The following is a 14154-nucleotide window of genomic DNA, read 5'->3' as shown; positions in this document are numbered from 1 at the left end:
GCCGCACGACATTCGCGCGACCCTTGCGTCGTTTATTGCAGCGCGAGGCTGCCATCAGCGGGCAGGAAGCTCGCATCAAAGTACAGGCTCGCGTCGGGTGCGGCCTGGAACTCATAGACCTGCTTGGTCTGCTCAATCGCGCTGGTCATGCGGTCTGCATCAACCGTACCCATGCCGTTTGCTTTCACGAAATCGGTCAGCACGTTGGCATCAATCGCCATTTGCAGACGCTCCGTCTCCAGTGCGGGATCGGCGGCAGGGTTGCGCTTGATCAGGGCGTCAACAGCGGCGCCAGGCGTGGCAATCGCGTCTTTCCAACCCTTTGCAACGGCGCGCAAAAAGCCGGTCACGATTTCGGGGTTTTCCGCCGCAAACTCAGTGTTGACGATGATCGCGTTGCCATAAAGATCCACGCCGTAATCCGCCATCAGCAGCACCGAGATATCATCCGCAGGCACGCCCAAACGCTTGAGGTTCAGCGTGGACGAGAACGAGAAACCCGTAATCGCGGCCACATTGCCCTCTGCCAACATCGGCTCACGCGTGGGGAAGCCTACGGGCTCAACCGTGATTTTGTCCGCGTCGATGCCGGTTTCGGCAGCAAAGATCGGGAACTGCGCCCATGCGCCATCGGGGGGCGGTGCGCCCAGCACTTTGTCCATCAGGTCGGCAGGTGCCGAAACGCCCAGCGACTTGCGGCCAACAACGGCGAAAGGTGGCTTGTCATACACCATCATCACGGCCGTCACGGGCGCGCCGGGGTTTTGGTCGAGGAACCGCATCAACGAGTTGATGTCGGCAAAGCCCACCGGAAACGCGCCGGTCGCGACCTTTGGAATAGCGTCGAGCGAGCCGCGGCCCTCGGCGATGGTCACGTTCAGGCCCTCGGCCTCAAAATAGCCTGCGTCGAGTGCATGGAAATACGGGGCGGCGGGGCCCTCAAATTTCCAGTCGAGCGCGAAGGGTACGTCAGTTTGAGCGATAACCGGCGCCGCAATCAGCGACGCGGCAGCGGCCAAAACGGTCTTGTGAAATGTCATGGATTTGTCCTTCCCTGTGGAACACCGCGTGCACTCTTAAGGCACCCGCGCACAGAGAAAAGCAGACGACTGTCGCAAAGCGGCCGCCCCCCATGCCCTGCGGAGGAAAGCCTAATTTATGAGCATCCGGCGCGCAATATGATTACGCAATACGCACAACAAAAAACGCCGCGCCCACATTAGGGGCACGGCGTTTGTTCGTTTGTGTCGCTTAGCTTTGTATCGCTTAGCCGATAATCGCGTTCAGCGTGGCTGAGGGGCGCATCACCGCTGCCGCCTTGGCGGGGTCGGTGTGATAGTAGCCGCCCAGATCAACGGCTGTGCCGCCACCGGCCTTCAACTCAGACACAATCGCGTCTTCGCCGCTGGCCAGCGCCTCTGCGATGGGCGCAAACGCCACCGCAAGGTCCGCATCATCGGTCTGTGCCGCCATCGCCTCTGCCCAGTAGCGGGCAAAGTAATAGTGGCTAGTGCGGTTGTCGTCTTGCCCCACCTTACGGCCCGGCGACTTGCCTTCGGACAACAGCTTTTCGGTAGCGTCATCAACGGCTTTGCCCATCAACTTGGCCGCAGGCGTGCCCGCGAACCGCAGGCTTTCCCCCAAGGCACAGAACTCACCCAAGCTGTCCCAGCGCAGGTGGTTTTGCTCGACCAATTGCTGCACGTGCTTGGGCGCAGAGCCACCAGCACCCGTTTCAAACAGACCGCCGCCTTGCATCAGCTTCACAACCGACAGCATCTTGGCCGATGTGCCAACCTCAAGGATCGGGAACAGATCCGTCAGGTAATCGCGCAGCACGTTGCCGGTGATCGCGATGCAGGTCTTGCCCTCACGGATCGTCTCGCACGAGGCGCGGGTGGCAGGCGTGGGCGCCATGATCTCAAACTTGTCCGACAGACCGCGCGCCTCAAGCACGGTGGTGACGTATTTGATCAGCTCGGCATCGTGGGCGCGGTCCGCGTCCAGCCAGAAAATCGCGCGGCAATCTTCTGCGGCCTGACGCTCAATCGCCAACTCGATCCAGTTCAGGATTGGGTCCTTGCGCGCAGACGCCAGACGCCAGATGTCGCCGGCCTCAACGCTGTGGCTGTGCAGCACGTCGCCGTTGCCTGCGATCACCTCAACCGTGCCACCGGCAGCCAGTTCAAACGTCGTAGGGTGCGAGCCGTATTCCTCAGCTTTTTGCGCCATCAGGCCCACGTTTTGCACGGTGCCTGCGGTGGTTACGTCCAGCTTGCCGGTCTCTTTGAAGTAATCAATCGTCTCGGCATAGACACCTGCGTAGGAGCTGTCGGGGATGACACAGGTTGTATCGCCCTCGTTGCCATCGGGACCCCAGCCCTTGCCGCCCGCGCGGATCACCGCAGGCATCGAGGCGTCGATGATCACGTCTGACGGCACGTGCAGGTTGGTGATGCCCTTATCGGAGTTCACCATATACATCGGCGGACGCGAGGCGAGGCAGGCGTCAATCGCCGCCTTGATCTCAGCCCCATTGGACATCTCGGCGATTTTGTCGAGCATCGCACCCAGCCCGCCGTTCGGCGACACGCCAGCCGCGTCAAAATCTGCGCCGTACTGGTCGAACACGGGCGCAAGGTATTGGCGCACACAGTGACCAAAGATGATCGGGTCCGAAACCTTCATCATCGTGGCCTTCATGTGCAGCGAAAACAGCGTGCCTTCTTCTGCAACGGATGCGATTTGGGCGTCGTAAAACGCCTTCAGCGCTTTGACCGACATGAATGTCGCATCAACGATGGTGCCTTCAGGAAAGCTCAGACCGTCCTTCAAGACCGTCTGCGTGCCGTCCGCTGCGGTGTGTACGATCTTGGCGGTGCCAGCGGCCTGCGCGGCGCTCAGCGTGACCGAGGTTTCGTTGCTGCGGAAATCGTTTGCGCCCATCGTGGCCACGCGCGTTTTGCTCTCGGCGGACCATTCGCCCATGGAATGGGGGTTAGCTTGGGCAAATGCCTTAACCGCAGCAGGGGCGCGGCGGTCCGAGTTGCCTTCGCGCAGAACCGGGTTCACCGCCGAGCCTTTGATCGCGTCATAGCGGGCGCGGGCGTCTTTTTCCGCGTCGGTCTGCGGGTCCTCGGGATAGTCGGGGATGTCATAGCCCTGCGACTGAAGCTCTTTGATGCAGGCTTCCAGCTGCGGCACGGAGGCCGAGACGTTGGGCAGCTTGATCACGTTCGCATCGGCCGTTTTGACCAGCTCACCCAAACCCGCAAGATCATCCGCAATGCGCTGCTCGGCCGTCAAGTTTTCGGGGAAGGTCGCAATAACCCGGCCCGCCAGCGAAATATCGCGGGTTTCCACGTTCAGGCTGGCTTTGCCAAGAAAGCTCTCGATGATCGGCAGCAGCGAAGCAGAGGCCAGTTGGGGGGCCTCATCGACCTTGGTGTAGATAATCGTTCCGGGTGTTTGAGCCATAGGTCGGTTCCTCCTGCAGGGCGGCATACAATCGTATACCGCCCGCTTAACGGCACAGGCCGCGCCGTTCAAGACGCAACGAGGGCGCGCGGCGGAATGTCCTGATTCGATCCGGTGGGACTTGGGCGCACACCCGCTTGGCGGTGTGTGGCGTGGGGCGGGCCTCGACGGGCCGTCCCGCGCGCGCCCTTGCGGATCACATCGTGTAGTTCAGGCCCAGCCGTCCACCATCAACATAGATCGTCTCACCGGTGACATAGCTCGCCTTGTCCGAGCACAGGAATGCCACGACATCGCCGATTTCCTTAGCCGTGCCCGGACGACCCAGCGGCGTGCGCGACATAGCGGTCTTGAACGCGTCAGGGTTGGCATTCACGCCCGCCATCATCTCTGTGTCGATAGAACCCGGCCCAACCGCGTTCACGCGAATGCCCGATGGCGCCAGCGCAAGGGCCGCAACCTTTGTCAGCTGCATCACACCGCCCTTAGACGCGCAATACGCCGGGATCGCAGGGATCGCGACCTGCGCATTGATCGACGACATGTTAACAATCGCCCCTTGTATTCCGCCCGCAACCATCGCCTTGGCCGCGCGCTGCGTCGCCACAAACACGCCGCGCAGGTTGACGCCCAGCACCGCATCAAATGTGGCCAGATCATAGTCCAAGAAATCCCCCGGCGCCGCGATACCGGCGTTGTTCACCAAGGCCGCTACAGGGCCATGATCAGCCTCGATCGTATCAAACAAAGCCAAAACCGCTTCCGCGTCGCCCATATCACAGACGTATCCATGCCCGCCCAAACGCGCGGCCTCGGTGTGTACGGTGTCTTTGATATCCGCCAGAAGGACTGTGTAGCCGTCCTCTGCCAACGCCTCGGCGCAGGCCAATCCGATGCCCTGAGCGCCGCCAGTGATGAGTGCATATTTCGTCTGTGCCATGGTGGCCTCCTGTCCAAATTTGTCGCCAAGGTCGCGCCCGGGCGCGTGATTGTCCAGACGTGTTGATCGACCCGCCCAAAGCTGTCACCCTTCCCCAAAACGGGAGGCAGATATGACCAAGCTAAAGATGTCATCGGCGGATATGGTTGCCGCCGCACGGGCGCGCATCACCGAGGTTGAGACCGCAGACCTGATCGCGCAGGTGGATGACCCGAATGTAGTCATCGTCGATATCCGTGACCCCCGCGAACGCACCCGCACAGGCGCGATCCCCGGTGCAGTCCACGCCCCCCGCGGCATGGTCGAATTCTGGGTCGATCCCGACAGCCCCTATCACAAGCCCGTCTTTTCCCAAGAGGGGAAGCGATACGTCTTTCACTGCGCCTCCGGCTGGAGATCTGCCCTCACCGTAGCCACGCTTCAGGGCATGGGATTTGAAGCCGCACATTTGCGCACCGGCTTTTCGGGGTGGGAGGCTGACGGAGGCCCTATTGAGGCGGTGAAATGACAGCGCTCTAATGTACACATTAATGTATACATTATTTTTTGAACACTCAGCCCCCAAAGAAAGGAGACAACGATGCCCCTGCCCGCAGACATCCAGATGGACCTTCACCCCAAGGTCACGCCCTTCTTTGATGCCCAATCCAACACCATCGCTTACGTCGTGCAGGAACCGGGCGGCCCCGCCTGTGTGGCGATTGATGCGGTGATGAATTTCGATGCGGCCGCGGGGCGGCTGACCTCTGAATGCGCCGACGCGATGATCGCCCATATCGAGGCCGCGAACCTGCAACTGGAGTGGATCATTGAGACCCATGTCCACGCCGACCACCTAAGCGGCGCGCCGTACCTGCAAGAGCGTTTGGGCGGCAAAATCGGGATCGGCGCGCAAATCACAACCGTGCAAGAAACCTTTGGCAAAGTGTTCAACGAAGGCACCGAGTTTCAGCGGGATGGTTCGCAATTTGACGCGCTGTTTACCGATGGCGACACCTATCATGTCGGCGCGATGCCCTGCACCGCTTTGCACACCCCCGGCCACACGCCCGCGTGTATGGTGCATATCATGGGCAACGCAGTTTTTGCCGGTGACACGCTATTCATGCCTGACGGCGGCTCCGCCCGGGCGGATTTCCCGGGCGGCGATGCGGGGCAACTATACGATTCGATCCAAAGAGTTCTGGCCCTCCCCGATGAGATGCGGCTGTTTGTGTGCCACGATTACGGCCCCGGTGGCCGCGCCATCGCATGGGAAACCACAATCGCCGAGCAACGGGCGGCGAATATTCATGTCGGGGACGGCGCCTCGCGGGAGGCGTTTGTTGCGATGCGTGAGGCGCGCGATGCGCAATTGGCCATGCCAAAGCTGATCCTGCCCGCGCTTCAGGTAAATATGCGCGCAGGCGACGTGCCCGAGGATGATGCGGGCAATATGGTGCTAAAAATCCCTGTGAACCGGATTTAGCCCCGGCGCTTTTGACGACTTAGCACATGAGACATCACAACCGCAGGCAGCGCTTTGGCACCGTCGTTCACCTGCATCCGAGACAGCCGCCATTGGTTGCCCCGTAGCTTTAGTACGCAGCGCGCCGTGAACGACTCGGCCACGATCGCATCTTGGCGAACAAGACGGGTTTGGTGTGTCCCAAGGATGGTGGTGGGGCCTGTGAAACTGGCCTCTTTGCACACGCGGTGCAGCGTCGGCAGATTGTGCAGCTCTAACTGGCCGCAAAGCGTATCGAAAAGCAGGCGCAAAGAAACGGGGTTCGAGATACGAACATTTCCGACAACTGTTTCAAATTCATGAGCTAAAGCAAAATGTTGGGCGTAGCCGTCGAAATCCCCATGCTCAATGGCGTGTCCTACCTCATCCAGATGCGTTTGATAGATGCGCACAGCATCACCTTGTTCGGACCGCACGGGCGCCTATCCTTACCAGTCCGGCGCACACGATAAGTATCCGCGCACCCGGGCCATTCATTTGAATTTTAATAAAAAATTTATGTAAAAGCATACAGGCTACTCTTACATGAATTCATAAAGATCGTATGAAGAGTGTGGCACTCGCCCCTAGCGTGCGTAAAGTCGCCCTATTGCCACACCCCGTTGGGCGGGCATTCGCCAAGCCCGTGCACTATGGGGACAGCACCGCCTAGAAACGCGAATTGCAGCCCAATTTGGCGTGCCTAATGGCCCCTGATTCCGGTCCATTCATGGTGGCCACGCGCATTCAACAGGGACGACATCTGCAAACGGCCATCGATCCGCCGCAACAGCGCGGTGCCCGCATAGGGCTCGATGACCAGAATGCCATCACGGACAACACGGGTCCGAAAAGTTCCAAGAATCGATCCGTCATCGCAATGCTCAAAGCTTACGATGCTTCGGTCGATTACATCCGGTTTCATGATCTCAACCGCCTTTAGGTAAAGATCAAAATTGCGTTTCACTTCATCGACATCACTCAGGACCATAGTCCCGTCTTTCATGACAATCGAAAAAGGTAATATCAGCCGACTGCGCCACAACTCAAAATTGGGTTCAACAAAACAACGGGTAATATCGTTAAGAAAATTTTCAAATGTATCTGTCATATTCTCACACAGATACCACAAGACATTGGAGTTAACTAGTAGAACAGGAGCAACGATCGAAAATATGGTAAAAATAAAAGACAAATCTGCGATTTAGCTGGTTTAGCAGCGCAAGCACTTGGTCCCAATTCGAGATTGATGCCGGGCAGCGCAAGCGACACGGCGTGAAATATGAGGGTTTGATCATGCCCAAGCCCGAGGCCGGTGACCTGCGCGGGTGGAAAACGCCCTGCGGTCTGGCGCGAAGGCTATTTCACTGAAGTCTGGAGAATTTGGCTGGGATGGTAGGATTCGAACCTACGGTACACTGTACCAAAAACAGTTGCCTTACCACTTGGCTACATCCCAACCGTGCCGCGTTATCTAGGGCGTGTGTTGAGGCTCTGCAAGCAAAAAATCAGCGGAAATTACTTGTTATGAACCGAAGCCCTGCGTAAGGCGGCGACATGGAAAGTTGGGACGTCATCATATTGGGCGCAGGCGCTGCGGGGCTGTTTTGCGGCATCGAGGCTGCACGGCGTGGGCGGCGTGTTTTGGTGGTGGATCATGCGAAGGCCCCGGGCGAGAAAATCCGTATCTCGGGCGGGGGGCGGTGCAATTTCACCAACATGTATATTGAGCCGCACAAGTTCCTTGGTGAGAACCCGCGCTTCGCGCTTTCGGCGCTAAACCGTTATACCCAATGGGATTTTATCGAGCGTGTCGATGCTGCGGGAATTCCGTGGCACGAAAAGACGCTGGGGCAGTTGTTTTGCGACACCTCCGCCAAGGATATCATCGCCATGCTGACGCGGGAATTGGCAGAGGCCGGGGCCACGTTGCGGCTGGGCTGCGGGGTGTCCGATGTGACGCGCGGCGCAGCGGGCTTTGTGGTGGACACGACCTCTGGCCCCTTGGCGGCGGAGGCCGTTGTGGTGGCGACAGGCGGCAAGAGCATTCCCAAAATCGGCGCATCCGGGATCGGGTATCACATCGCCGAGCATTTTGGCTTGCGTATCGTGCCCACGCGCCCCGCGCTGGTGCCGTTAACGTTTGAAGGGCAGCTAAAGGCCGATATGGCCACGTTGTCCGGCACATCCGTGCAAGCGACGGTCGCGGCGGGCGGCACCTCATTCGATGAGGGGCTTTTGTTCACGCACCGTGGGTTGTCGGGGCCGTCGATCCTGCAAATTTCAAGCTACTGGACCGAAGGCGCGCCGATCACGGTGGATTTGGCCGCCAACACCCCCATCGCAGAGCCGCTAAAGGCCGCGCGGCAAGAGGCGGGCAAAATCTCGATCAAGAATGCGCTGGCGCGGCATTTGCCCGAAAAGCTGGCCGTGCAGGTCGTGGCGCGTGCGCAGGTGTCGGGCACGCTGGCCGATCAAAGCAACGCGGCCCTCGATGCATTGGACGCGGCGGTTCACAGTTGGGACGTTACACCAGCGGGCACCGAAGGCTACCGCACGGCGGAGGTCACGCTGGGCGGTGTGGACACCGCGGCCCTCGACGGGCGCACGTTTGCCGCGCGCGCCGTACCGGGCCTGCATTTCATCGGCGAAGTCGTGGACGTGACCGGATGGTTGGGCGGCTACAACTTCCAATGGGCGTGGTCTTCGGGCTGGGCCTGTGGGCAGGCCTGCTAGAACCCTTGGTCGTAGTCGCCAACGTTCGGCTCGGTGCGGATGATCGCGTCGAGGTCATTGAAAATGGCGCGCAGCTGTTCCGGGCTTTCGGGGCTTTCGCAGACGACCACAAGGTTCGGCGTGTTGGATGAGGCGCGAACCAGCGCCCAGCCCCCGTTTTCCAGCATGACCCGCGCGCCGTTCACGGTAACGATGTCGGTGATCTTGAGCCCCGCGAGGGTGCCGCCCGGCTGATGAGCGACCAGTTTGGCAACGATCCGGTCCAGCGTGTCGTACTTTTCAGTGTCCGAGCAATAGGGCGACAGCGTGGGCGTGGTGTAGGTGGTTTGCAGCTCACGGCGCAGGTCAGCCATGGATTTATCGGGGTTGCGATCCATCAGTTTGCAGATCTCAACCGCGACACGCATGCCGCAGTCGTAGCCCCGGCCCACAGGCTCCGCGAGGAAGTAGTGGCCGGATTTCTCAAACCCCGCGAGCGCGCCCAAAGCGTGGACACGGCGCTTCATGTGGCTGTGCCCGGTTTTCCAGTAATCCGTGGTTGCGCCGTTTTCCTTGAGAACTGGGTCGCTGGCATAAATGCCCGTGGATTTCACATCTGCCACAAAGGTCGCTTTGGGGTGAAGGCGTGACAGGTCACGGGCCATAATCACGCCGACCTTATCGGCGAAAATCTCTTCGCCCTCATTGTCCACCACCCCGCAGCGGTCACCGTCACCATCGAAGCCGAGCGCAAAGTCCGCGCCGCTGGCTTTGACGCTTGCGGACATGTCGTGCAGCATTTCCATCGCTTCGGGGTTTGGGTTGTAGTTGGGGAAGGTATAGTCCAGTTCGCAGTGGCTCTCGACGACATCGACGCCCATGCGGCGCAGGACCTCGGGGCCAAAGGCTGCCGCCGTGCCGTTGCCCGCCGCGCACACAACCTTGAGCGGGCGGGACATTTTGAAATCCCCCACGAGGTCATCAATATACGCCTCAAGGACACCATCGACACGTTCGTACTTGCCGCCATCGCGCGCGATGCTTTCGCCGTTCAACACGATTTCGCGCAGGCGGGACATTTCATCAGGGCCGTGGGTAAGCGGACGCTCAAACCCCATTTTGACGCCCGTCCAGCCGTTCGGATTGTGTGAGGCCGTGACCATCGCAACGGCGGGCGCATCAAGGTGGAACTGCGCAAAATATGCCATTGGTGACAGGGCTGGGCCGATATCGCGCACGTGGATGCCGGCCTCCATCAGGCCGGTCATCAGGGCGTATTTGATCGCCACGGAATAGTCGCGGTAATCATTGCCGACAGCGATCACCGGGGGGATGCCTGCCTCATGCATCTGGGTACCTAGACCGCGCCCCAGCGCCTGCATACCAGGCAGGTTGATTTCTTCGGGAAACCGCCAGCGCGCGTCATATTCGCGAAAACCGGTGGGTTTGATCATCGGATCGCGCAGAAATTCCCATGTGTTGGGCGTCACGTCGGCAATAGGTTTCATCAAATCGTCCCTCTTGAAGTCTTTGGCCTTGGATGGCGGAGCGGGGGTTAAGATGCAACGCCGGTGCCAATATAGACCGCGCGGCGTTGCAGTTGTGTGACGCGATATCAGGCCGAAACTTGTTCGCGCAAGATTGAGGCCGTGAGCGAAATCATCAGGTAAATGCCTGCGAAAATGATGAATGCCAGCAGCGTGTTTTCAAATTTGCGGGGGTAGGTCGCCTCATCCGGGGCGCGGGGCGGGACAGAGGTGGAAAGGTAGCGGACCTGTCGGTTCGCCTCAATCCGGGCGGTTTCGAGCTGTTGGGCGGCTTGCTGCAACAGGGCCTGCCGCGTGGTCAGATCCATCTGGGCCACACCCAACTCTGCCGATATCCGCGCAAGCGATGCCGTGCCCTCGGCCCCTTCGGTCAGGCTGCCGCGCAGTTCAGAAATCTCAGCTTCGCGGAGGCGAATGATCCGTTCAAGATTTTCGACCTGTGCCGCATTGGGGCGGGCGTTTGACATCATCGTATCAAGCCGGAAACGCGCATCGCGCAGTTCGGTTTCGACAACGCCGATTTGTTCCATCCGTGAGGATAGCTCAACATCCGCCGAAACGACGCCCAGCTGTTCCTGAAGCCGCACGACGCTTTGCTGCGCCTCAAGCATGCGCACCTCTGCGGCCTCAAAACTGCCCATCGCGCCCTGCATCTGGTCCGAGCGCAGGCGCGCGGTCAGTTGATCCACCTGCTCCTCAGCGTATCCGATCAGCGCATTGGCAAAGGCTTCGCTGGTGGCGGGGTCGGCGGCGATGACCTCCATCTTGATGACGCCCTCGGTGGGGTCATAGCCGATGCGGACCATGCGCTGGTACAGTTTATAGGTGTCTTCATTGCTGCTTTCGGGGGTGAGGCGTTGCAATTCATCAATATTGTCGCCCTCAAAATGCGCGCGAAAGCCCAGATCATCGTCCAGCCGGGCCAGCGCATCGCGCGAAAGAAGATAGCTTTGGACCGAGATTGAGTCCTGCTGTGTCGCCATTGAGGTGCCCGAAAACAGCCCCCCCAAGCCCCCGGCCCCGCCGCCACCGCCGTCGGCTTGTTGGATTACAAACTCCGATTTGGTGGCGAACATCGGCGTGGCGAGCATGTAGAAGTAGAACGCCGCAATGAACGTGGGCAGCATTACAAAGAACAACAGCCGCGCCGTAAGCAGCGCAACTTTGCGCCGACGCCGACCGGCGATGTCACGCTGAATGGCGATGATGTCCGCCGCGCGGGTCGCCGCATCAATGCCCGCAGGGGCCGGTGGCGGCGTTTGTGGTGTCTGCGGCGCGGGGGTCACGGCGGGCACATTCGCGCCCGCGACCAGTTCCAGCATGTTGGCCTTGGCGAAGGGATCGACCCCCATGGCGCGCAGTTGGCGCACGGCATCAAAGTCCGACGACGGTGTGACGCCGCGCATCTGCGCGACCCTGCGGGCCATACGCAACTGGCGGCCCGTCAGCCCCTCGGCCCGAATGGCCGCAAGCTCACGGTCAATCGCGGCTTGTTTGGGCGAAGTCTCCTCCCGCGGGGGAGCTGCGCGGAAATCAGCGTCGCCAAAGCCGTCATCCGTGGTCTCAAACACCTTATCCCCGGATGTCGCACTCGTGAGTTGGCCCTCGGTCTGGCCTGTCGCGGCCCGGCGCACCCGGAATTTCTTAGGTTTGGGTTTCATAGTCATAGAGCCTTCTGGCCTCTTCTAACGTCTCAAATGGATGGAGCTTGCCGTTGTTTAGAACGGCCGCCTTATCTGCAAAGCGGGCCAGCGTCTTGGGCTGGTGCGAAGCGATCACCACAGTGGCGGATTGCAGTCGTTCACGCAGGATGGACCCCGCTTTGCGGTTGAATTCCACGTCCGTGGTTGAGGGCATCCCCTCGTCGATCAGGTAAATGTCAAATTCCAGCGCCAGCATCAGCGCAAAGGTAAATCGCGCCCGCATGCCTTGGCTGTAGGTGCCGATGGGCATGTCGAAATATTCATCGATCCCGCACAGATAGCGGCAAAATGCTTCGACATAATCGGGGTCCAGCCCATAGAGCCGCGCAATATAGCGCGCGTTTTCGGTGCCGGAGTGTTTGTTCACGACCCCGCCCATGAACCCCAGCGGAAAGGAAACCCGGCAGGTTTTGGTCACGGTGCCCTCGTCCGGTTTTTCGAGGCCGGCCATCATGTTGATCAGGGTGGTTTTGCCCGCACCATTGGGCGCGAGGATGCCCAACGACTGCCCCACGTCCACGCGAAACGAAGCGCGATCCAAGATCACCTTGCGTTGCGTGCCGGTCCAAAAGGACTTGGAGACAGAGTCAAATTCAAGCATATACCGGCCCTTCGCCCGCACCATATCGGACCCGTCCATTCTGGACAGATATGTTTACGGTAGCGGTGGAAATAGGCGGTATTATGTCTGTTTGTCCGCCCTATTGGCCGAACTTATGGCATTCGCGGTGCAGCGGGGGCAAAAAAGCGCCGTATTTCGGGTGACCCTGATGGGATTGCATGATGCCCAGCTATGATCGAACTGCTGCCGGGCGGAAAACACGCCAACGACCCACAGGCAGGATTTCAAAGCGGGCAGCTGGCCTGTAGCCTGCGGGAATGGACCTTTTGGATGACATCGCAAGCTGCCGCCTTTGCACCGCGCGTTTTGAGGCAACGCACACTGGTCACCAGCCGCGCCCCGTGGTCCGCGCCGAGGCTTCTGCCCAGATTTTGATCGCGGGTCAGGCCCCGGGCGCGCGGGTACACGCCTCGGGCTTGCCGTTTGATGATCCCTCCGGGGATCGCTTGCGCAACTGGATGGGCCTCACCCGCGATCAGTTTTATGATGCAAGCCGCATCGCGATTGTGCCAATGGCGTTTTGCTTTCCCGGCACGACAGCGAAAGGCGCCGATTTGCCACCCCCACCCCTCTGCGCCCGCACATGGCGGGCCCAAGTGCTGGACACGCTGCCCAATATCCAACTCACCCTACTGGTCGGCGGCTATGCCCAAAAATGGCACCTGAAATCCGGCTCCGTCACGGATACTGTCGCGGCGTGGCGCACCCACGCACCCTCGGTTTACCCCTTGCCTCACCCGTCTTGGCGCAATACCGCATGGCTTAAACGCCACCCATGGTTCGAGGCCGACCTCGTCCCACACCTGCGCCGTCATCTCGCTGAGGTCCTCGCATGAACACACCACTCGACACCGCCGCCCTCTCCCTCGAGACCGAAGGCACCGATGCCGCCCGCCTCAGGTTCTATGAACGGATCGCGGACGCCGAACTCTTTGTCCTGCTGGAGCAAGAAGCCGAGGGTGATCAAATCGCGCCTCGGCTGTTTCCGGTCGAAGGCCAAACCTTCGTCCTCGCATTCGACCTACCCGAACGGCTCAGCGACTTTGCCGATGGTCCCGCCCCCTACGCCGCCCTCTCGGGCCGGCTATTGGCACAAATGCTGGCCGCCGAAGGCTTCGGCCTCGGCCTAAACCTCGAAGTCGCCCCCTCGTCCCAGTTACTCGAACCGCAAGCCATCGCATGGCTCGCCGAAACCCTCACAAACGCCCCATCCGAGACTCAAGCAACCCCCGACACAATCGCCCCACCCGCAGGCCTGCCCGAAGCCCTGATCACCGCCCTAGACACCAAACTCGCAATGGCCGAAGGTCTCGCCCGCAGCGCCTATTTGGTCTCCGTCACCTATGAGAACGCACAAAAAACCCATCTTTTGGGCTTCGTCGGCGCCATCCCCGAGGCAGAACCAAGCCTCGCCCGCGCCGTCTCTGAGGCGCTCACCTTCTCCGGCATTGAGGCCGGCGCACTCGACGTGGGCTTCTTCCGCGCCGCCGATCCAATCACACCGCTTTTGGCCAAACATGGGCTGCGGTTTGACCTCCCCCAACTCAGCCAAACTCAAACACCCGGCGCAAACCCAGGCATGAACCCGGATCAGCCGCCAAAACTGCGCTAACTCTTTGGTTTTCAAATATCCCAGGGAGCGCGAGGGACAGCGTCCCTCGCCG

The 14154-nt window shown here is 60.2% G+C and carries 13 protein-coding genes and 1 tRNA gene; 5 read left to right on the top strand and 9 right to left on the bottom strand.

Annotated elements, in window-relative coordinates; all coding sequences use genetic code 11:
• Positions 1 to 32: 32 nt before the first annotated feature.
• From PM04_RS05665 to PM04_RS05655, 3 genes are all read right to left on the bottom strand, one after another.
• Positions 33 to 1040, bottom strand: coding sequence for an ABC transporter substrate-binding protein (locus tag PM04_RS05665; protein ID WP_038004507.1), 1008 nt, complete (start codon positions 1038 to 1040; stop codon positions 33 to 35).
• A gap of 226 nt (positions 1041 to 1266) precedes the next feature.
• Positions 1267 to 3477, bottom strand: a complete 2211-nt coding sequence (locus PM04_RS05660; RefSeq protein ID WP_038004505.1) for an NADP-dependent isocitrate dehydrogenase — start codon at positions 3475 to 3477, stop codon at positions 1267 to 1269.
• Positions 3478 to 3673: 196 nt separating this feature from the next.
• Complete coding sequence (locus PM04_RS05655) at positions 3674 to 4417, bottom strand: SDR family NAD(P)-dependent oxidoreductase (protein ID WP_038004504.1); 744 nt, start codon at positions 4415 to 4417, stop codon at positions 3674 to 3676.
• Between the two features lie 112 nt (positions 4418 to 4529).
• Here PM04_RS05655 and PM04_RS05650 point away from each other — a divergent pair, with 112 nt between their 5' ends.
• Positions 4530 to 4925, top strand: a complete 396-nt coding sequence (locus PM04_RS05650) for a rhodanese-like domain-containing protein (protein WP_038004501.1) — start codon at positions 4530 to 4532, stop codon at positions 4923 to 4925.
• 72 nt (positions 4926 to 4997) lie between these two features.
• Positions 4998 to 5885 (top strand): MBL fold metallo-hydrolase, encoded by an 888-nt coding sequence (locus PM04_RS05645; protein ID WP_052068214.1) that lies wholly within the window; start codon positions 4998 to 5000, stop codon positions 5883 to 5885.
• Here PM04_RS05645 and PM04_RS05640 read toward each other — a convergent pair.
• The 3 genes from PM04_RS05640 to PM04_RS05630 all read right to left on the bottom strand — a co-directional run bounded on the left by PM04_RS05640 (position 5882) and on the right by PM04_RS05630 (position 7362).
• Complete coding sequence (locus PM04_RS05640) at positions 5882 to 6340, bottom strand: hypothetical protein (protein WP_038004500.1); 459 nt, start codon at positions 6338 to 6340, stop codon at positions 5882 to 5884. The two genes, PM04_RS05645 and PM04_RS05640, sit on opposite strands and share 4 nt — an antisense overlap.
• Before the next feature lie 266 nt (positions 6341 to 6606).
• A complete protein-coding gene (locus tag PM04_RS05635) occupies positions 6607 to 6894 on the bottom strand; it encodes a hypothetical protein (RefSeq protein WP_139278617.1) in 288 nt (95 codons plus the stop codon).
• 393 nt (positions 6895 to 7287) lie between these two features.
• Positions 7288 to 7362 (bottom strand) — tRNA-Gln (locus PM04_RS05630).
• Positions 7363 to 7460: 98 nt separating this feature from the next.
• On the opposite strand from PM04_RS05630, the gene PM04_RS05625 reads away from it, so the two are divergent.
• Complete coding sequence (locus tag PM04_RS05625; RefSeq protein ID WP_038004497.1) at positions 7461 to 8639, top strand: NAD(P)/FAD-dependent oxidoreductase; 1179 nt, start codon at positions 7461 to 7463, stop codon at positions 8637 to 8639.
• Here the strand turns inward: PM04_RS05625 and PM04_RS05620 are convergent.
• From PM04_RS05620 to PM04_RS05610, 3 genes are all read right to left on the bottom strand, one after another.
• Complete coding sequence (locus PM04_RS05620) at positions 8636 to 10126, bottom strand: phosphomannomutase/phosphoglucomutase (protein WP_369793295.1); 1491 nt, start codon at positions 10124 to 10126, stop codon at positions 8636 to 8638. The genes PM04_RS05625 and PM04_RS05620 overlap by 4 nt on opposite strands.
• Positions 10127 to 10233: 107 nt before the next feature.
• Positions 10234 to 11832, bottom strand: a complete 1599-nt coding sequence (locus tag PM04_RS05615; protein ID WP_038004494.1) for a capsule biosynthesis protein — start codon at positions 11830 to 11832, stop codon at positions 10234 to 10236.
• The gene (locus PM04_RS05610) at positions 11810 to 12469 is read right to left on the bottom strand and encodes an ABC transporter ATP-binding protein (protein WP_038005137.1); all 660 of its coding nucleotides are present in this window, start codon (positions 12467 to 12469) and stop codon (positions 11810 to 11812) included. Before PM04_RS05610 ends, PM04_RS05615 begins: the two co-directional genes overlap by 23 nt.
• Positions 12470 to 12747: 278 nt before the next feature.
• Here PM04_RS05610 and PM04_RS05605 point away from each other — a divergent pair, with 278 nt between their 5' ends.
• The gene (locus PM04_RS05605; protein ID WP_038004492.1) at positions 12748 to 13326 is read left to right on the top strand and encodes a uracil-DNA glycosylase family protein; all 579 of its coding nucleotides are present in this window, start codon (positions 12748 to 12750) and stop codon (positions 13324 to 13326) included.
• Positions 13323 to 14102 (top strand): SseB family protein, encoded by a 780-nt coding sequence (locus tag PM04_RS05600; protein WP_038004490.1) that lies wholly within the window; start codon positions 13323 to 13325, stop codon positions 14100 to 14102. The genes PM04_RS05605 and PM04_RS05600 overlap by 4 nt, the downstream gene beginning before the upstream one ends.
• Positions 14103 to 14154: the final 52 nt, after the last annotated feature.

Origin of the sequence: Thalassobacter sp. 16PALIMAR09 (assembly GCF_000765485.1) — a bacterium.
Taxonomy (GTDB): Bacteria; Pseudomonadota; Alphaproteobacteria; order Rhodobacterales; family Rhodobacteraceae; genus Thalassobacter; species Thalassobacter stenotrophicus.
The sequence above is the reverse complement of the archived record's forward strand: the minus strand, read 5'-3'. Positions and strand labels throughout refer to the sequence as shown.